Annotated in this window: 17 protein-coding genes; 9 read left to right on the forward strand and 8 right to left on the reverse strand. The window is 74.4% G+C overall.

Annotated elements, in window-relative coordinates:
* Positions 1–41: 41 nt before the first annotated feature.
* Positions 42–1043, reverse strand: a complete 1002-nt coding sequence (locus IE275_RS16510) for an Lrp/AsnC family transcriptional regulator (protein WP_189712050.1) — start codon at positions 1041–1043, stop codon at positions 42–44.
* 162 nt (positions 1044–1205) lie between these two features.
* On the opposite strand from IE275_RS16510, the gene IE275_RS16515 reads away from it, so the two are divergent.
* The 3 genes from IE275_RS16515 to IE275_RS16525 all read left to right on the forward strand — a co-directional run bounded on the left by IE275_RS16515 (position 1206) and on the right by IE275_RS16525 (position 3734).
* Positions 1206–2582: an MBL fold metallo-hydrolase gene (locus IE275_RS16515; protein WP_189712051.1), complete on the forward strand. Its 1377-nt coding sequence runs from the start codon at positions 1206–1208 to the stop codon at positions 2580–2582.
* Positions 2583–2655: 73 nt separating this feature from the next.
* Entirely contained in the window at positions 2656–2994 is a 339-nt protein-coding gene (locus IE275_RS16520; RefSeq protein ID WP_229870266.1) for a rhodanese-like domain-containing protein, read from the forward strand.
* Positions 2991–3734, forward strand: a complete 744-nt coding sequence (locus IE275_RS16525; protein WP_189712053.1) for a sulfite exporter TauE/SafE family protein — start codon at positions 2991–2993, stop codon at positions 3732–3734. Before IE275_RS16520 ends, IE275_RS16525 begins: the two co-directional genes overlap by 4 nt.
* A 129-nt stretch (positions 3735–3863) precedes the next feature.
* Here the strand turns inward: IE275_RS16525 and IE275_RS16530 are convergent, their stop codons facing one another.
* A complete protein-coding gene (locus IE275_RS16530; protein ID WP_189712054.1) occupies positions 3864–4142 on the reverse strand; it encodes a metal-sensitive transcriptional regulator in 279 nt (92 codons plus the stop codon).
* Between the two features lie 69 nt (positions 4143–4211).
* Between IE275_RS16530 and IE275_RS16535 the strand changes: the two genes are divergently transcribed.
* Positions 4212–4799: a rhodanese-like domain-containing protein gene (locus IE275_RS16535; RefSeq protein ID WP_229870267.1), complete on the forward strand. Its 588-nt coding sequence runs from the start codon at positions 4212–4214 to the stop codon at positions 4797–4799.
* A gap of 86 nt (positions 4800–4885) precedes the next feature.
* Positions 4886–5791 carry a sigma-70 family RNA polymerase sigma factor gene (locus IE275_RS16540; protein ID WP_189712056.1) on the forward strand — a complete coding sequence of 302 codons (906 nt, stop codon included), beginning with the start codon at positions 4886–4888 and terminating at the stop codon, positions 5789–5791.
* Positions 5792–5903: 112 nt separating this feature from the next.
* On the opposite strand, the gene IE275_RS16545 is transcribed toward IE275_RS16540, so the two are convergent.
* The 5 genes from IE275_RS16545 to IE275_RS16565 form a co-directional block, all read right to left on the reverse strand.
* Positions 5904–6245, reverse strand: a complete 342-nt coding sequence (locus IE275_RS16545) for a DoxX family protein (RefSeq protein ID WP_189712057.1) — start codon at positions 6243–6245, stop codon at positions 5904–5906.
* Between the two features lie 103 nt (positions 6246–6348).
* A complete protein-coding gene (locus IE275_RS16550; protein ID WP_189712058.1) occupies positions 6349–7074 on the reverse strand; it encodes a class I SAM-dependent methyltransferase in 726 nt (241 codons plus the stop codon).
* Positions 7075–7240: 166 nt separating this feature from the next.
* Positions 7241–9778: a SpoIIE family protein phosphatase gene (locus IE275_RS16555; protein WP_189712059.1), complete on the reverse strand. Its 2538-nt coding sequence runs from the start codon at positions 9776–9778 to the stop codon at positions 7241–7243.
* A gap of 149 nt (positions 9779–9927) precedes the next feature.
* Positions 9928–12360 (reverse strand): MFS transporter, encoded by a 2433-nt coding sequence (locus tag IE275_RS16560; RefSeq protein WP_189712060.1) that lies wholly within the window; start codon positions 12358–12360, stop codon positions 9928–9930.
* Between the two features lie 196 nt (positions 12361–12556).
* Complete coding sequence (locus tag IE275_RS16565) at positions 12557–13000, reverse strand: SRPBCC family protein (protein ID WP_189712061.1); 444 nt, start codon at positions 12998–13000, stop codon at positions 12557–12559.
* Positions 13001–13201: 201 nt separating this feature from the next.
* Here IE275_RS16565 and IE275_RS16570 point away from each other — a divergent pair, with 201 nt between their 5' ends.
* From IE275_RS16570 to IE275_RS16585, 4 genes are all read left to right on the forward strand, one after another.
* Complete coding sequence (locus tag IE275_RS16570) at positions 13202–14245, forward strand: Rv2578c family radical SAM protein (protein ID WP_189712062.1); 1044 nt, start codon at positions 13202–13204, stop codon at positions 14243–14245.
* Between the two features lie 135 nt (positions 14246–14380).
* Positions 14381–15955 (forward strand): alpha/beta hydrolase, encoded by a 1575-nt coding sequence (locus IE275_RS16575; protein WP_189712063.1) that lies wholly within the window; start codon positions 14381–14383, stop codon positions 15953–15955.
* A 92-nt stretch (positions 15956–16047) separates the two neighbouring features.
* Positions 16048–16446, forward strand: a complete 399-nt coding sequence (locus tag IE275_RS16580) for a RidA family protein (RefSeq protein ID WP_189712064.1) — start codon at positions 16048–16050, stop codon at positions 16444–16446.
* A 41-nt stretch (positions 16447–16487) separates the two neighbouring features.
* Positions 16488–17021, forward strand: a complete 534-nt coding sequence (locus IE275_RS16585; protein ID WP_189712113.1) for a GNAT family N-acetyltransferase — start codon at positions 16488–16490, stop codon at positions 17019–17021.
* A 4-nt stretch (positions 17022–17025) separates the two neighbouring features.
* Here the strand turns inward: IE275_RS16585 and IE275_RS16590 are convergent, their stop codons facing one another.
* On the reverse strand, positions 17026–17601 hold the full coding sequence (locus tag IE275_RS16590; protein ID WP_189712065.1) for an adenylosuccinate lyase: 576 nt from the start codon (positions 17599–17601) through the stop codon (positions 17026–17028).
* Positions 17602–17987 lie beyond the last annotated feature (386 nt).

Consider the following 17987-nt stretch of genomic DNA (forward strand, 5'->3'; position numbering starts at 1 on the left):
GCCCGGGCTCCGTCCCGATCCGGTCCAGGGGATCCCTGAGCTTAGCGGGCGGTGCCCGGATTGCCCGGGGTGCGACTCCGCTCGTAGGTGAGCTGTTTGACCTGACGGAGGGTCAGTACGGTCTCGGCCGCCCGTACGCCGTCGAGCGCGCCGACGCGCTCGCTGAGGTAGACGTACAGGTCGGCGGGTCCGGCGTGCAGGGTGGCGGCGACGAGGTTGGCCGTACCGGTGGTCGCGGCGGCGAACCGGACCTCCGGGTGGGCGGCCAGGGCGCGGCCGGCGGCGGCGAGGGCGGCGGGCTCCACGGTGAGCCAGTGCATCGCCTCGACCTCCTGGCCGAGGGGTTCGGTGTCGTGCTGGACGTCGAAGTAGAGCACGCCGGTCGTCCGCAGGCGTTCCAGGCGCCGGGTGACGACCGACTCCGTCAGGCCGGTGGCGTGCTGGAGTTCGGTGAGCGTGGCCCGCCCGTCCTCGCGGAGCAGGCCGAGCAGCCGCTCGTCGTCCTCGTCGACCCGCACCGGACCGGCGGCGGGCGGGGCCGGCGGCGGGCACAGGGCGGCCGTCTGGTCCGGGGTGAGCGCGTTGATCTTCGTGAGCCAGCCGAGGGATCCGCCGTAGAAGTGGTGGAGCAGGCAGTGGGCGGTGACGGAGGTGATCCGCGGGGTGCGCCGGAGCCGGCCGAGGAGCAGGTCGTCGCGTTCCTGGCGGCTGCGGGGGCGCATCGCGCACATCACCTCGGTGCCGCCGGAGACCAGCCCGACGTAGAGGGTGTCGGGGCGGGCGGCGAGGGCGGCCGCGAGCCGGTCGGCGACGTCCGGGGTGCAGCCCAGCCGGACGATCCAGCTGCTGCGGCCGAGCCGGCTGTCGTCGGTCATGCCGAGGACGCGCAGCCCCGCCGTGGTGCGCAGCCGGCGAAAGCGCCGGGCCACGGTCTGGTCGGAGACCCCCAGCACCTGCGCGATCCGGCTGAACGGCGCGCGTCCGTCGAGCTGGAGCGCCTGGAGCAGCCGCAGGTCGAGGGCGTCGAGGGGGCGTGGGTTCACCGGGTCGTGTCTCCTGCGCGGGATGCGGGTGTGCGTGGGGACACGGTGTCATCCCCGGCCGGCGCGGCGTACCACCGCGAGCGCGGAATACCCCCCGGGGTATCTCTGTTACGGTGGACGACAGATACCCCCGGGGGTAATTTCTCAGCGAGGGAGAGTGCCGTGTTCTTTGCCGACGTCGTGGAGACCGAGGGGCTGGGCAACCGCAGCCATCTGGCGGGCGGCGCCCGGGCCGCGGTGGCCGTGGACCCGCCGCGCGACATCGACCGGGTGATCGCCGCCGCGGCCCGGCGCGGGGTACGGATCGTCGCCGTCGCCGAGACCCATGTGCACAACGACTACGTGAGCGGCGGACTGGAGCTGGCCCGGCTGACCGGGGCCCGCTATCTGGTGCCGGCCGGGGCCGAGGTGGCGTACGCGCGCGTGCCGGTCGCCGACGGGGACGTGGAGCCGGTCGACGAGGACCTGGTGCTGCGGGCGGTGGCCACACCGGGGCACACCCCGCACCACACCGCGTACGTGCTGGAGGAGTCCGGCCGGCCGGTGGCCGCCTTCACCGGGGGCTCGCTGCTGATCGGCGGCGTGGGCCGCCCCGACCTCGTCGAGCCCCGGCTGACCGAGCGTCTCGCCCGTGCCCAGCACGCCTCCGCGCACCGGCTCGCGGCCGGCCTGGACGACGAGGTCGCCGTCCTTCCCACCCATGGCTTCGGCAGCTTCTGCTCCTCCACGCGGGCCGGCGGCGCGCACAGCACGATCGGCGCCGAGAAGGCGGCCAACCCGGCGCTCACGCAGGACGTGGACACCTTCGTGAAGGAGCTGCTGGCCGGGCTGGAGGACGTCCCCGCGTACTACGCGCACATGGGCCCGGCCAACGCCGGCGGCCCCGCCCCGCTCGACCTGACCCCGCCCCGGCGCGCCGACGCGGCCGAGATCGCCCGGCGGCTGGCGGCCGGCGAGTGGGTGGTGGACCTGCGCAGCCGGACGGCGTTCGCCGACGGGCACGTGGCCGGTTCGCTCAACTTCGAGGTCGACGGGCAGCTCGCCACCTACCTGGCCTGGCTGATCCCGTGGGGCAAGCCGGTGACGCTGCTCGCCGCGCACGCCGAGGACGTCGCCCGCGCCCAGCGCGAACTGGCCCGGGTCGGCATCGACCGCCCGGCCGCCGCGGCCGTCGGCGGGCCCGCCGACTGGCTCGCCGACGGGGCACGGCCGGTGTCCTTCCCCCGGTCCACGTTCGCCGGTCTGGCCGCCGCCCGCGCGCGCCGCGAGGACGTGACCGTGCTCGACGTCCGGCGGGACGGCGAGCGGGCGGACGGCTGGATCGAGGGCAGCACCCACATCCCGGTCCACCAGCTCCACCGGCGGCTGGCCGAGGTGCCGCCGGGCACGGTCTGGGTGCACTGCGCGGGCGGGCTGCGCGCGGCCGTGGCCGCGTCCCTCCTCGACGCCGCCGGCAGGCGGGTGGTGGCCGTCGACGACGGCTACCCCGCGGCGGCCGAGGCCGGCCTCCCCCTCGTCGCCCCCGCCTCCCGGGGTTGACCGCCTCCGCCTCCGGACGACGAGACCGACGAGACCGACGACAAGCACCGCGAAACACCGAGGAATGCCTACGATGCCGAACTCCCGCATCACCCCCGCCCTGGCCCACCGGCTCCTGCGGGACGGTACGGCCGTCCTGCTGGACGTCCGTGAGCCGGACGAGTTCCGGGCCGGTCACGCGCCCGGCGCCGTGCAGGTCGCGCCGGCCGCGCTCGCCGACGGCACCGCGGACCTCCCCACAGGCCGGGACCTCGTCCCTGTCTGCCGCTCCGGCAACCGTTCGCGGCGGGCCGCCGCCCTGCTCGCCGAGCGGGGCGTGGCCTCGGTCGACGTGGTGGGCGGCATGCGCGACTGGGCGGCCCTGGGATTGCCCGTCCGGACGGGCAGCGGCGCCGCCGGGACCGTCATATGAGCGCGCTGGTCCTGGCGCTGCTCGCCGGCGGCCTGGTCGGGCTGGCCCTGGGCGCGCTGGGGGCGGGCGGCAGCATCCTGACCGTGCCGGCCCTGGTCGGTCTGCTCGGTTTCGCCCCGGCGGCGGCCACCACCGGCGCGCTGGTGATCGTGATCGTCACCTCGGTCACCGCCTTGGTCGCCCACGCCCGGGCGGGCGCGGTGCGCCGGCGGGCCGGCCTGCTCTTCGCGGCGGCCGGGGTGATCCCGGCCGCCGTGGCCGGCGCCCTGTCCGCCCGGATCCCGGAGACCGTGCTGACGCTGATGTTCGCGGCGCTGGCCGCCCTGGCCGCCGTCCGTATGCTGCGCCGCCGCACCCCGCGCCCGGGCGGCCGGGTTTCGGGGGTCCGGGCCCTGGGCGCCGGCGCCGGGCTGGGCGCGGTGACCGGGTTCCTCGGCGTGGGCGGCGGCTTCCTCGCCGTACCGGCGCTGGTGGCGGTGCTGGCCGTGCCGATGGACGCGGCGGTGGGCACGAGCCTGCTGGTGATCGTCGCCAACGCGCTGGTGGCCCTGGGCGCCCGGGCGTACACGGCGGTGGAGCTGGACTGGGCGCTGATCCTGCCGTTCCTGGCGACCGCCGTGCTGGGGGCGTGGGACGGCAGACGGCTGGCGGCGAAGGTGTCCGCCGGGACCCTTCAGCGCGTCTTCGGCGCGGTGCTGCTTGCGGTCGCGGCGGGCATGGGACTCGCGGCCCTGCGGTGACCGGCCCTCCCCCGACCGGGCGCACGGTGACCGGCGACCGGGCGCGCTATGACCGGCCGTTCCGTGACCGGCCGTGCGGGCCGGGGACGGCCCGGGCGCCCCGGGAGCGAGGCGCGGGCCGGCGGCCGGTCAGGCCAGCGACAGGAAGAGCTTCTCCAGCCGGGCCCGCATCTGCGCGGAGTCACGGATCTCCGGGTCCTCGCTGGTCATGCACTGCTCCAGCCCGGTCGCGATGATCGCGAAACCGGCCCGGTCCAGGGCCCGGGAGACCGCCGCGAGCTGGGTGACCACGTCCTCGCAGTCCCGGCCCTCCTCGATCATCCGGATCACTCCCGCGAGCTGCCCCTGGGCCCGCCGCAGCCGGTTGAGCGCCGACTTCAGCTCCTCGGCCGACATGTCGAGTTGCACGATTCCTCCTCCTATACCCCCATGGGTATCCTACCCGTGGGGCAACACCCCACCGAAAGGTTCTGTTCCGTGACCCGTCCCCCGGCCGCCCCGGCCCGCATCACCCCCGCCGAGGCGAGCGCCCGGTTCACCGAGTTCACCGTCGTCGACGTCCGCACCCCCGGCGAATTCGCCGGCGGCCGGCTGCCCGGCGCCCACAACGTCCCGCTGGACCGGCTCACCGCGGCCGTACCCGCCCTGACGGCGGCCGCCGCACGCGGGCCGCTGCTGATCGTATGCGCCTCCGGGGCCCGCTCCGCCCAGGGCTGCGAGCGGCTCGCGGCGCTGGGCGTCGAGGCGGCGACCCTGGAGGGCGGCACCAGCGGCTGGGCGTCGGCCGGCCACCCCGTGGAACGCCCGGCCGGGTCGCGGTCCCGCTGGCCGATGGACCGTCAGGTCCGCCTGGTCGCGGGCTCCCTGGTCCTCACCGGCTTCGCCGCGGGGCTGGCCCGGCGGCCCGCCCACTGGCTGTCCGGGATGATCGGCGCGGGCCTGGTCTTCTCCGGCGTGACCAACACCTGCGGGATGGCCGCGCTGCTCGCCAGGCTGCCGTACAACCGGCCCCCGGAGGACGCCCGTTCCTTCGAGGACACGCTGGCCAGGCTGACCGCGGCCTGACCCCCGCCACGCTTCTCCCGGTCCCCGTGAGCGTGTTCTGATCTCCGTGCGCGCACCCGCGCCGCAGCGACGAACGGGGACCGGTCATGATCACGCACTTCCTGCCGCCGGAACGATTCGAGGCGGAGCGGCCGCGTCTGCGGGCGGTCGCCTACCGCATGCTCGGCTCGTCGGCCGAGGCCGAGGACGCGGTGCAGGAGACCTGGCTGCGGGCGGCCAAGGCCGACCTCGGCGAGGTGGAGAACCTCGGCGGCTGGCTGACCACGGTCCTGGGCCGGGTGTGCCTGAACATGCTCCGCGCCCGCCGGACACGGCCCGAGGTGCCCCTCGACGCACAGGCCGACGAGCCTTCCCTGGCGGGCGCGGACCCCGAGGAGGAGGCGCTGCTGGCCGACTCGGTCGGGGTGGCCCTGCTGGTCGTCCTGGACACCCTCGCCCCGGCCGAGCGGCTGGCGTTCGTGCTGCACGACCTGTTCGCCGTGCCGTTCGACGACATCGCCCCGCTGATCGACCGGACACCGACGGCGACCCGGCAGCTGGCCAGCCGGGCCCGCCGACGTGTGCGGGGCGGCGGACCGGCCCCCGAGTCCCCGGCGGCGATCGCGGACCGGGCGAGGCAGCGGGCGGCGGTCGGCGCGTTCCTGGCGGCCACCCGCGGCGGCGACTTCGAGGCCCTGCTGGCCCTGCTGCACCCGGACGTCGTGCTCACCGCCGACCGGTTCGTGGTGCCGACGCCCCGGCCCGTCACGGTCGCCGGGGCCCGGCCCGTCGCCGAGGGGGCGATGGCGGCGACCGGCCGCGCCCTGTTCACCGGTCTCGCCCTGCTCGACGGCCGGGTCGGCCTGGCGATGGCGCCGCACGGCCGGCTGCGGCTGGTGCTGCTCTTCACGGTCACGGAGGACGGCATCACCGCGATCGACGTGGTGGCGGACCGGGAGCGGCTGGCGGCCACGGAGGTGGCGGTGCCGGACGGACCGACGGCGGGCGGATGACCGCGGGGCGGGCGGGGACACGGCGGGCGGCCGTGACCGCGTGACCGAGGGGCGGCCGGGATCCCCGGCCGCCCCTCGTGCCCGTCGGCGGGAGGCGGGCGCCCGCCCCGCGTCAGAACGCCAGCACCAGCGAGGCCACCGCCGGTGCCGCGTAGACGAGCGGGAACGCCACGTGCGAGAACCAGCGGGCCCGCAGCACGGTGACCACGGCCCCGAGGAAGTAGAGCACCAGCCCGGCAGCGGCCACCACCCCGATCACGGGCACGGCCAGTCCGGCGAGCAGACCGGCCGCCCCGGCGGCCTTGGCCGCGCCGAGCCACGGCCACCAGGCGCGCGGCACTCCGTAGTCGGCCAGCGGCTTCACGGTCCACTCGGCCCCGAAGAAGACCGAGGCGGCCGAGAAGCCCGCCAGGACGGCTCCGAGGACGGTGACGACGACGTAGGCGGTGGACATGGCAGCAGCTCCTCAGCGGGGTTCGGCGACTTCCTTCACCCCCCTGACACGCGGCGCCCCGCACATGTGACAGACGACGGAGCCGACTTCGCTGTGATCGCCGTCACTCGGAACGGCCCACCACGAACCACTTCGACGGCAGCTCGATGCGGGTGCCGTCGGAGGTGAACTCGGTGGTGACGAGCGGCATTTCGCCGGAGGCCAGGACGGTGAGACCGGCCGCGGCCAGATGGACGGGCATCGCGTCGTCGGCGACCTCGCCGGGGGCGATGCCGTGCCGGAAGATCGGCGCGAGCTTCGGCGGCGGTCCGTCGGGGCTCTGGGCGAGACCGCCGAGGACGGGGCCCGCGGCCTCGGCCGGTTCGACCAGGAACGCCCGGCCGCGCTCCCCCACCAGCGCGGCGATCCCGTCCACCAGGGGCTGCCGGTCGGCGGACTCGCACTGGTGCAGGACGCCCCTCATGTAGACGTTGGCGTCGCCGAGTTCGGCGTGCAGCGTCTCGGCGGCGCCCTTCTCGACGGCGTCCAGCAGCCGGTACGCCGCCTGCCCGGCGGGGTCGGCGCGCCGGGCGTGGTCGAGGGCGGCGGCGGACAGGTCGGCGCCGACGACATGCCGGAAACGGTCGGCGAGGAACCGTGTCTGGGTCCCGTTGCCGCAGCCGAGGTCCACCATCGGCAGTCCCGAGTCCAGGAGCCGGGGTTCGAAGAGGGCGAGGTGGCGGGCCGCGGTCACCTTCGGGTCCGCGTCCCAGAACACCGCGCCCGGTTCCTCGGAGGCCTCGCGCCAGAAGCCCTCCCAGGCCTCCCGGTACCGCATGGTCACGCTCATGCACAACTCCCCAGGGTGCGACGCCGATCCGCCGTGAGTGACGGGCGAGTACGGTCTATCGCTCCCGGGGTTCCGCTACAAGCAGGATGCGCGGTTCCTTCACTCCTCGTTCGACAAGCGTGCGCCGTGGTGCGCCCGCGGGGTCGCGGGCGGCAGGTGGAAGGGGTCAGCGCCTGGGCAGGGTCAGTTCGAACCACACCGACTTGCCCGCGCCGGTACGGCTGGTCCCCCATTCCCGGGCCAGTGTGCTCACCACCCGCAGCCCTCGCCCGGCCTCGTCACCGGGTCCGGCACTGAGCAGGGTCGGCAACTCGTGATCGTCGTCGTCCACCTCGCACAGCAGCGTCTCACCGCGCACCAGCCGCAGGGCGACGGGCCGCCGGTGGGAGTGCCGTACGGCGTTCGTGACCAGCTCGCCGACCATCAGCTCGGCGGTGTACGCCAGTTTCGCCAGCCCCCAGTCGTGGAGCTGCTCCCGGACCGCGGCGCGGGCCCGGGACACCTCCGCCGGGTCGAGCGGGAAGCGCCATTCGGCGACGTCGTCGGGGGCGATGCCGTTGAGCCGGGCCATCAGCAGGGCCACGTCGTCCTTGCGGCCGCCGCGCGTGTTGAGGGCGCGGATGATGGTGTCGCAGGCGGCGTCCATGGAGGCGGCCGGGTGGGCGGCGGACTCGCAGAGGGTCGCGAGGCCCACGCCGATGTCCTCGCCGCGCACCTCCACCAGCCCGTCGGTGCACATCACCAGCCGGTCGCCGGGCTCCACCCGCACCCGGACCGACTCGAAGGGCACCCCGCCGACGCCGATCGGGGCGCCGGTGGGCAGCTGGAGCAGTTCGCTGCGGCCGTCCACGGCCCGGACCAGCACCGGCGGGATGTGGCCGGCGTTGGCGAGGTGGAGTTCACTCTCGATCGGGTCGTAGACGGCGTACAGGCAGGTGGCGAGGTAGGTGTCGCCGAGCCGCTGCGCCAGGTCGTCGAGGTTGCGCAGGAGTTGGGCGGGCGGCAGGTCCAGGGCGGCCATGGTCTGCACGGCCGTGCGCAACTGGCCCATCATCGCGGCCGAGTGCAGGCCGTGTCCCATGACGTCGCCGACGACGAGGGCGGTCCGGGCGCCGGGGAGTTTCACGGAGTCGAACCAGTCGCCGCCGACCCGCCCCAGCAACGTGCCCGGCAGGTAGCGGGTGGCGATGTCGCAGCCCGCCATGCGCGGCGGGATGTGCGGCAGCATGCTGTCCTGGAGGGTCTCGGCGACGCTCTCCTGGTAGGTGTACATGCGCGCGTTGTCGAGCACGAGGCCCGCGCGGGCGGCGAGTTCGGCACCGGTGACCCGGTCCATGTCGTTGAACTCGGCGCGCTCCGGGTGGCGCAGCAGGATCATGAAGCCGAGGACGACGTTCCGGGCCTTCAGCGGGACGACGAGCATGGAGCGGCCGGTGATCAGGGGCCGGATGTCGCGCTTGTCGAACTGCGAGGCGATGGCGTGGCCCAGCTGCTCGCTGATCCGCGGCACGAGCACGGGCTCGCCGGTGGTCATGCACTGGAAGAACGGGGTGTGCGCCGGGAAGGGCATCGCCTCGCCGACCGGTACGACGTCGTCCCAGCGGCCGGGTTCGTCGGTGTGTTCGAGGGCCACCCGGTGCCACATGGTCCGGGTGTCCGGCACCCCGTCGGGAAAACCCTCGCCGGCGACGACCTGCTCGCGCAGGTAGGTGCCGGCGACGTCGGTGAAGCGGGGGACGACGGCTCTGCTGACCTCGACGATGGTGTGGGAGAGGTCGAGGGAGGTGCCGATCTTCCCGCTGACCTCGTTGAGGAACTCCAGCCGCTCGCGGACGGCCGTGTATTCGAGGTCCTCGGCCTCCTCGGCGACGTCGCGCGGCAGGGGCCGGCCCTCGGCGACGGCGCGGGCGGCCCGCGCACGGCGGGCTCTGCGTTCCACGCGCCGGGCGACACCCCAGTCGGGGGTCACCGGCACCCGTTCGTTCTTGCTGAACTCCAGTACCGGATAGCCGAGTTCGAGGATCTGCGCGACGATGCGGACGCCCTCACCGACGCTCATGCTGGGCAGGATCTCGGGGAGCCGGCGGGCCAGTTCCTCGGCGCCGGGGAAGTCGGTGTGCAGGGCGAAGCCGGGCGCGAGGCGCTCGAAGGCGGCTCTGTCCGCGCCGTCGGTGCCGTCACCGCTGTCACCGCTGTCATGGGGCTGCGTCCGGTGCAGTCCGGCCGCGTCGGCGGCGAGCACCAGGAGGCGCTCCCGGCCGGGGCCGACCAGGGGGTACGCCCACCACAGCACGTCGACGCGGTCGCTCCCCGGGCCTTCGGCCGGGGCCACCCCCGTCCCGCTTCGCTCGGGCACGGTCAGCCGGGCCCGTCCGGCGGCCGGGTAGCTGAGTCCGCGGTCGAGGGAGGACTCCAGACCGGGCCCCAGTCCGTCGTAGGCTCCGTACTCGCCGTACGGCGGGTCGTCCTCGGGCTCGGGCAGGGCGCCGGAGACGGGCAGCAGGTCGACGGCGACCTGGCCTATCGCCTCGTCCTTGGGGACACCGAAGAGCCGGCGTGCGCCGGTGCTCCAGTGGGAGACGAGGCCCTCGCGGTCGACCACGACGACGGCCAGCGGGACGCGGCCGGCGTCCACGGCGTCGTCCGCCGTGCCACCACCCGCTCCGCGGCGGGGAGATGCGTCCCTCTCGGTGCCACGGTCCATGGCCCAGGCCCTCTCTCCCCAGAGCTACGCAAGATCTGTCCCGCAGCCCCCACCGTACGGCGGGCACCCGCCGCGATGTGCGGCAATTCTGGAATTGGTTTCACCGGGGCGCGCCGGGGTACGCCGCCCCTCCTGCGGCTGACGGAGAGTCAGTCCTCGTGGCCGAGTTGCAGGTCGCGCTCGGTGCGGCCGCCCCCGGCGACCTGGAGGACGGTGGCGACCGGCGGATAGCCGGCGGCGATGACGGTGTACTCGCCGGAGGACAGGTCGACGAAACGGAAGGTGCCGTCGGGGCCCGTGGTGAGCGTGTCGACGACGTTGCCCGCCGCGTCGAGGAGGGTCACGCGCGCGTCCTCCACCGGCCGTCCTCCACCGGCCCGGACGGTGCCGCGCAGCACGGCGCCGCCCGCCAGCTCGACGTCCTGCCGGGTCTCCCGGGCGGCCTGGACGGTGACCGGCAGCGCCGCCGGGCGGTAGGCGGGCGCGCTGCCGGCGAGGGTGTACTCGCCGGCCACCAGGTCGGTGATGACGTAGCCGCCCTCGCGTCCGCTGCGGGTGGCGGCGACGACCTCGCCGCGCACGTTGGTGAGGGTGACGACGGCGTCGCGCACCGGGGTGCCGTCGGCGGTGACGACGGTTCCGGCGAGGCGTCCGGCGCCGCCGAGGACGACGTCCAGCTCGACGGGCCGCTCGCCGACGGTGACGGCGACGGCCTGCGGCTGATGGCCGCCGGCGGCGGCGATCAGGACGTACGCCCCGAGGCCCGGCGTGGACAGCGCGTACCGTCCGTCCTCGCCGCTGGCGCCGCGCCCGACCTGCTGCCCGGCGACGTCGATGAGCGTGAGCGCGGCGTGCGGCACGACGGTTCCGTCCGAGTGCTGCACCGTGCCGCAGACGGGGACACCGGCGGTGTAGGGCGAGCGCGGCGACAGGGGCGTGTCCGCGCCCTGGAGGTGGGAGCGGGCCTGCGGGACGGGGGCGGGCCCGGGCCCGGGTTCCGTTGCGGCGGTGGGGTGGGACACCAGCGGTTTCTCCTTGAGGAAGCAGGCGACGAGCAGGCCGACCACCAGCACCGGCACGAGAAGGAGGAAGATCCTCGGCATGGCGTCGGCGTAGGCGCCGACGTAGGCGTCGCGCAGGGCCGGGGGCAGGGCGTGGACGAGCTGCGGGGTGAGGGACTCGGGGTCGGGCAGGCCGGCGGGCGTGCGGGCGGGCAGCCGGTCGTGCAGGGCGTCGGTGAGGCGGCCGGCGAAGAGGGTGCCGAAGACGGCGGCGCCGACGCTGCCGCCGATCTGCCGGAAGTAGGTGTGGGCGCTGGTGGCGGTGCCGAGGTCGGCGGGGCGCACGGAGTTCTGCACGGCGAGGACGAGGACGGGCATCGCGAGGCCGATGCCGGCGCCGAGGACGGCCATCCAGAGGCTGTAGTGGAGCCGGGGCGTGCCGGCGTCCAGGCGGGACAGCAGCCACATGCCGAGCGCGGAGAGCGCGCCGCCGAGCACCGGGTAGATCCGGTAGCGGCCGGTGTGGCTGACGAGTTGCCCGGAGACGACGGAGGCGCCGACGATCCCGCCCATCATGGGCAGCATCAGCAGCCCGGACTCGGTGGCGGAGGCGCCGTCGACCATCTGGAGGAAGGTGGGCAGGTAGACGGCCGCGCCGAACAGCGCCACGCCGGTCACCAGGCCCACGAGTGCGGTGACGTTGAAGACGGGGTCCCTGAACAGCCGTAGCGGGATGAGGGGTTCGGCGGCGCGGCGCTCAGCGAGGACGAAGAGCAGGCCGGCGACGGCCGCCCCGGCGCCGAGGCCGAGGACGACGCGCGAGTCCCAGGCGTACTCGGTGCCGCCCCAACTGGTCAGCAGGACGAGGCAGGTGGAGGCGGCGGCCAGCAGCAGGGCGCCGAGGACGTCGAACCGGGGCTTCACGGCCGGTGCGGGAAGGTCGAGGACGAGGGCCACGACGGCCAGGGTGATCAGGCCGAAGGGGACGTTGACGTAGAAGCACCAGCGCCAGGAGAGGTGGTCGGTGAAGTAGCCGCCGAGCAGGGGTCCGGCGACCGAGGCGAGGCCGAAGGCGGCGCCGATGAGCCCCATGAACCGGCCGCGCCGCCGGGGCGGCACGATGTCGGCGATGATCGCCTGGACGCCGATCATGAGGCCGCCCGCCCCGATGCCCTGGACCGCGCGGAAGGCGATCAGCTGGTCCATGGTCCGCGCCCGCCCGGCGAGGGCGGAGCCGATGACGAAGACGACGATGGCGAACTGGAAGACGCCCTTGCGGCCGAGGAGGTCGCCGAGTTTGCCGTAGACGGGCAGTCCGACGGTGGCGGTGAGCAGGTAGGCGGTGACCGCCCAGGACATCCGATCCAGGCCTTGCAGTTCGCCGACGATCTTCGGCAGCGCGGTGGCGACGATCATCTGCTCCAGCGCCGCGAGGAGCAGCGCGAGCATCAGGGCGAAGAAGACCAGCCGTACGCGGCGGGGGCTCGGCGCGGGCGTCGTGGCGGCCGGTGCCGGGGGCCGCGGGCCCTGTGGACGCGCCGCCGTGACCGGCTCGCCCTGCACCAGAGTGGTCCCGCCCATGTGCCGCTCCCCTCGTCGCACCTGCCCCACAATTCCCGCGTAAAGCGACAACTACGAGCAAGCGCGACGAGTTACGGCGCCATCCCGGTCACAAGGGAGAACCACTCGAACCGGTGAAGAAGCTCAACCGGTCTCAACACCCGGCGGTCCGCCGGATGTTGGGCCGGGCGCCGGCACCGGGGTGCGGCAAGTACCCCTACTTCTCGACCTCGGTGGCGAGGTTGGCGAGGATCGCGTCGTAGATGCGGCCGAGGCCCTTGGGCGCGAAGGTCCGCTCGAAGAAGCCGCCGATGCCGCCGGCGCCGGTCCAGGTGGTGGTGATCACGACACGGGAGCTGCCCTCGCCGGCCGGGGTGACGCGCCAGACGGTGACCATCGAGGAGTTGCGGTCCTTCTCGACCAGCTCGCCGTCGGTCGGCTCGGTGACCTCCAGGAGGCAGTCGCGGACGCGCTTGCTGGTGGCCTGGAGCTTCCAGTGGACGAGGGTGCCCTCGCCGTCGCCGCCCTCGCGCACCTCGTACTCGCTGAACTGTTCGGGCAGCAGCTTCGCGCGGGTGCCGCTGTAGTCGGCGAGCGTGTCGAACACCTTGTCCGGGTCCGCCGCGACGACGCGCTCGGTGGTGGCCTCGACCTGCGCCATGGGGTTCCTCCAGGTCCGTGTTGCTCAGTGTTCTTCGGGTTCGGGGCAAGCCAACCACCCCGGTCCCCGGCCGCCCAAATCGGGGCCCGAAAGCGGTCGCCGGGCGATCGAAAAGGGCCTTCGCAAGGTCCTCGCGCCGCCTTCGCACGATCATGGGAACACATGTTCTATTGTGGGGCGCAGTGCTACCGAGGAGGCGTCATGCGCTGGGAGAACCTCACCGTGGAACCCCGCCACGACCGGGCGGCCGACGCCGCGCTGTTCGGCGCGGACGCGGTCACGACCAGGACGTTCGACACGCCCGAGTTCGCCGGCATCACGTTCCACGAGATCCGGGCCCGCTCGGTCCTCAACCGGGTGCCGGGCGCCTCCCGGATGCCGTTCGAGTGGACGGTGAACCCCTACCGGGGCTGCACACACGCGTGCGTGTACTGCTTCGCCCGCAGGACGCACAGCTATCTCGACCTGGACACCGGGATCGACTTCGACACCCAGATCGTCGTCAAGGTGAACGCGCCGGAGGTGCTGCGCCGCCAGCTGGCCTCGCCCCGCTGGCACGGCGAACACGTGGCGATGGGCACGAACGTCGACTGCTACCAGCGCGCGGAGGGCCGCTACCGGCTGATGCCGGGCATCCTGGCCGCGCTGCGCGACCACGCGAACCCGTTCTCGATCCTGACGAAGGGCACCCTGATCCTGCGCGACCTCGACCTGCTGAAGCAGGCCGCCGAGGTGACCGACATCGGCGTCTCCGTCTCGGTCGGCTTCACCGACACCGCCCTGTGGCGCACGGTGGAGCCGGGCACACCGGCACCGGAGCGGCGTCTGGACGTCGTACGGGTCCTCACCGCGCACGGCATCGGCGTCGGCGTGCTGATGGCGCCGGTGATCCCCTTCCTCTCCGACGAGCCGGCCCAACTCCGCGCCACCGTGCAGGCCGTCGCGGCCGCCGGGGCCACCTCCGTGACCCCCCTGGCGCTGCATCTGCGGCCCGGGGCCCGCGAGTGGTTCATGGCCTGGCTCGGGCGGCACCACCCGCACCTGGTGCGCCGCTACGAGCGGCTGTACGCGGACGGCTCCTACGCGCCGAAGTGGTACCAGCGCCGGATCACCCGTCAGGTCCACGAGCTGGCCGAGGAGTACGGGATCGGCCCCGCGCGCACGGGGATGCCCCGCCGGATCCGGCCGCCGGAGCAGGAGGAGGAGCCCGCCGCGCCCGGGCCCACCCAACTCACGCTGATCTGAGCGCGTTCGAGCGCATCCGCCGCCCCAATCGGGTCAACTATCGACAGATCGTGTTCTTTCGGACGATCTTTCCGGGACGATGCCGCGAGGGCCGTGATCCACGCGGTCCGGCCACCTCCGTCCTGGGAGGACTCCATGAACCATCGCGCAGCCGTGCTGTGCGCCGCCGTCGTCGTGGCAGCGGCCTGCGCCGCCGGGCCCGCCGGCGCGAGCCCGTCACCCGCCGCGCGGGCCGCCCCGGCGGCCGAGCCGGCCTGGAAGGCGTGCGCCACCGCCGACCGGCCGACGCTCCAGTGCGCGTCCCTGAAGGTGCCGCTGGACCACGCGGACCCCGGCGGCGAGCAGATCACGCTGGCGCTGTCCCGGGTCCCGCACACCGCGAAGACCTCTCAGGGGCCCCTGCTGGTCAACCCCGGCGGCCCCGGCGGCAGAGGGCTCTCGCTCGCCGGATTCGTCGCGTCGGCGCTGCCCGAGGCGGTCGCGTCCCAGTACGACATCATCGGCTTCGACCCACGCGGAGTGGGTGCCAGCACGCCCGCGCTGGACTGCCGACCGGGCCACTTCGCGACCGTACGCCCGGACTCCGTACCGAGCGACGAGGAGATCGAGCAGGCCAATCTCGCCCGCGCCCGCTCCTTCGCCGAGGCCTGCGCCGAGAAGCACGCGCGCGTGCTGCCGTACATCGACACGACGAGCACCGTGCGCGACATGGACGCGATCCGCGCGGCGCTCGGCGCGCCGAAGATCAGCTACTTCGGCTACTCGTACGGCACCTACCTCGGCGCGGTCTACGCGAAGCTCTACCCGGAGCGGGTACGGCGGATGGTCCTCGACTCGATCGTCGACCCCACGGGTGTCTGGTACGAGGACAACCTGACGCAGGACCTCGCCTTCGACGAGCGCCACCGGGCCCTGATGGCGTGGATCGCGAAGAACGACAAGGCGTACGGGCTCGGCACGGACCCGGCGCGGATCGAGGCCCGCTGGTACGAGATGCGGGCGGCGCTGGCGAAGGAGCCCGCCGACGGCCGGGTGGGCGCCTCGGAGCTGGAGGACACCTTCCTGCCGGGCGGCTACTACAACGGCTACTGGCCCTACCTCGCCGAGGCGTTCGCCGCCTGGGCGAAGAGCGGGGAGACCGCCCCGCTGGTCAAGGCCTACGAGAACTTCGGCGCCGTGGACGCCTCGGGGGACAACGGCTACAGCGTCTACACGTCGGTGCAGTGCCGTGACGCCCAGTGGCCGCGCGACTGGGACGAGTGGCGTACCGACAACTGGTCGGCCTACGCGAAGGCGCCGTTCATGACCTGGAACAACGCCTGGTACAACGCGCCGTGCGCGTTCTGGCCGACGGAGCGGCTGGGCCCGGTGGACATCACCAACGGCGAGCTGCCGCCGGTGCTGCTGTTCCAGGCGACGAACGACGCGGCCACCCCGTACGAGGGCGGCGCCGTCGTGCACTCGCTGCTGCGCGACTCCAGCCTCGTGGTGGAGCGGGGCGGCGGGAACCACGGCATCACGCTCAGCGGGAACTCCTGCCTGGACACCTATCTGGCGGAGTACCTCGGCGACGGCACGGTGCCGCGCGGCACCGGCTCGGTCGACGCGGAGTGCGCGGCGCTGCCCGACCCGAAGCCGCTGGACGCGAAGGTCGGGTCGCGCACGGCCCACGGCACGACCCTCCACGGGATGCTGGGCTTCCGCGGCTGAGCGGTGGCCGCCGGCCGGTGTCCGGCCGGTGATCGCCGGGTGGTCGCCGACCCGTCGGGGGCGTTGTCGGACCCGTGGTCCACCATGGACGCATGAGCGAGCCGACCAGGATTCCCGCCCCCGACGGAGTCGCCGCCGCGGCCCAGTACGCGCATGTGGTGACCGGCACGGGCCGTTTCGTGGCCGTCTCCGGCCAACTGCCCCTCGACGAGCACGGCGCGCCGGTGGGCGTGGGCGACCCGGAGGCACAGGCCCACCGCGTCTTCGAGAACCTGCGGCGGTGCCTGGCCGCCGCCGGAGCCTCCTTCGACGACGTCGTCAAACTCACCTACTTCGTCACGGACATGGCCCACATGCCGGCCATCCGCACCGCCCGTGCCGCCCACATACCCGACGACCGCCTCCCGGCCGCCTCGGCCGTCCAGGTCGCCGCGCTGGTCCGCCCCGAGTTCCTGATGGAGATCGAGGCGTTCGCGGTGGTGGGCGAGTGACCGAAGCGGACGGGCCCGTCTCCCCCCTCGTCGTACGGGACATGACGCTCGCCGACTGCGACCGCGTCGCCGAGATCCGGATCCGCGGCTGGCAGCGCGCCTACCGGGGCCTGATGCCGCAGCCGTACCTCGACGCGCTGAGTGTCGCCGAGGACGCCGAGCGCCGCCGCGCCCTCTTCGGACGGGCCGACGGCGGTGTGGTGAACCTGGTCGCCGTGGGGGCACCTCGCGGGCCCTCGAGGCACCGGGGGAACGCCGGCGCGGTGATCGGCTGGGCGGCGCTCGGACCGTACCGGGACGGCGAGATCCGCACCGGGGACGCCGAGTTGTACGCGATCTACGTGGACGCCGGGCATCTCGGCACCGGCGTGGGGCGCGCCCTCCTCCAGGAGTCGGTACGGCTGGCCGGCGCCCGGGGGCAGTCCCGTCTGTACCTGTGGGTGCTGAAGGAGAACGCGCCGGCCCGCCGGTTCTACGAGCGCGCAGGGTTCCGGGCGGACGGTGCCGAAGAACCCTTCGAGGTGGACGGCGCCGTGGTGCCCGAGGTGCGGTACGTGCGCCGCCTCACCGGCTGAGGGTTCAGCGCTGCGCCGGGATCCGGGCCAGCGCGTGCACGGCGGCCTCGGCGAGGACCGGGTGGGCCAGCGCCTCGTTCAGCACGGGCCGGGCCCGGTGGTCGCCGAGCGCGCCCAGCCCTTCGACGCAGGCGAGGGCCACCCGCCGGTAGGGGTCGTGCGGCCGCAGTCGCCGCCGCAGGGCCGTGATCAGCGCGGGCACCGACTCCGGCGCGCGCAGTTCCACCAGGAGCCGTACGGGATGCAGGGCGTAGGCCGCGCGCAGTTCGTTGGTGGCCAGGGCGGCGGCCGCGCGGGCGGTGCGGGGGTCGCCGAGGCGGGCCAGGGCGTAGGCGGCCGAGACGCAGCGCGGCGGGTCACGGTGGTTGAGCAGCAGGACGAGGGCCTCGAAGGCGCGCCGGTCGCCGGCGAGTCCCAGCCGGAACGCGGCGACCTCCCGGGCCCACAGCGGCTGTCCCGGTTCGACGAGCACGCCCGCCAGTTCGTCGTGGCCGGCGGGGCCCGCCAGCCGCTCGTACGCCGCCGTGCCGCCCGACTCCCGCCGTAAGCGCTCCGTGAGCGCTCGTACCTCTTCGTCCATGGGTCGAGCGTAGGGGGCGCGGCCCGCGGTGCGGGCCAGGTCACAGAACCGGGGACTGGCGCGCTCGTTACCGGCCGGTTAAGCTCATACGAGCGAGTTACCCACTCGCTCCACCTCCTCGCGGCGGCCTGGTGACGCAGCCACCGTGATGGGGAACCCCCCAGCCCTTTGAGGCAGTGGGGGAAGTCGGTTCGGTGCCTCGTGTACCGCAGTACGACCCGGCCACGGGACAGGGCCGGTCGGATCTCCCCGTTCGTCCTCCGGGCGTGTGCGCGCCCGCGGCGACCGGTACCGGGCGTGTGCGCTCGCAGCCCGGCAACACCCGCACTCCTTTTCGCACCCCGGTGCGCCATGACCCGCGAGGGCTCAGCCGGCGCACCCGGGCG

The sequence above is a fragment of the Streptomyces phaeofaciens genome, from assembly GCF_014648915.1.
Classification (GTDB): Bacteria; Actinomycetota; Actinomycetes; order Streptomycetales; family Streptomycetaceae; genus Streptomyces; species Streptomyces phaeofaciens.

Excerpts from the sequence above, each read along its gene's own strand:
- IE275_RS16520 (WP_229870266.1), top strand. The coding sequence starts at position 2,656 with ATGCCGAACTCCCGCATCACCCCCGCCCTGGCCCACCGGCTCCTGCGG.
- IE275_RS16565 (WP_189712061.1), bottom strand. The coding sequence starts at position 13,000 with ATGGCGCAGGTCGAGGCCACCACCGAGCGCGTCGTCGCGGCGGACCCG.
- IE275_RS16580 (WP_189712064.1), top strand. The coding sequence starts at position 16,048 with ATGAGCGAGCCGACCAGGATTCCCGCCCCCGACGGAGTCGCCGCCGCG.
- IE275_RS16555 (WP_189712059.1), bottom strand. The coding sequence starts at position 9,778 with ATGGACCGTGGCACCGAGAGGGACGCATCTCCCCGCCGCGGAGCGGGT.
- IE275_RS16560 (WP_189712060.1), bottom strand. The coding sequence starts at position 12,360 with ATGGGCGGGACCACTCTGGTGCAGGGCGAGCCGGTCACGGCGGCGCGT.
- IE275_RS16545 (WP_189712057.1), bottom strand. The coding sequence starts at position 6,245 with ATGTCCACCGCCTACGTCGTCGTCACCGTCCTCGGAGCCGTCCTGGCG.
- IE275_RS16540 (WP_189712056.1), top strand. The coding sequence starts at position 4,886 with ATGATCACGCACTTCCTGCCGCCGGAACGATTCGAGGCGGAGCGGCCG.
- IE275_RS16585 (WP_189712113.1), top strand. The coding sequence starts at position 16,488 with ATGACGCTCGCCGACTGCGACCGCGTCGCCGAGATCCGGATCCGCGGC.
- IE275_RS16550 (WP_189712058.1), bottom strand. The coding sequence starts at position 7,074 with ATGAGCGTGACCATGCGGTACCGGGAGGCCTGGGAGGGCTTCTGGCGC.
- IE275_RS16590 (WP_189712065.1), bottom strand. The coding sequence starts at position 17,601 with ATGGACGAAGAGGTACGAGCGCTCACGGAGCGCTTACGGCGGGAGTCG.
- IE275_RS16525 (WP_189712053.1), top strand. The coding sequence starts at position 2,991 with ATGAGCGCGCTGGTCCTGGCGCTGCTCGCCGGCGGCCTGGTCGGGCTG.
- IE275_RS16570 (WP_189712062.1), top strand. The coding sequence starts at position 13,202 with ATGCGCTGGGAGAACCTCACCGTGGAACCCCGCCACGACCGGGCGGCC.
- IE275_RS16575 (WP_189712063.1), top strand. The coding sequence starts at position 14,381 with ATGAACCATCGCGCAGCCGTGCTGTGCGCCGCCGTCGTCGTGGCAGCG.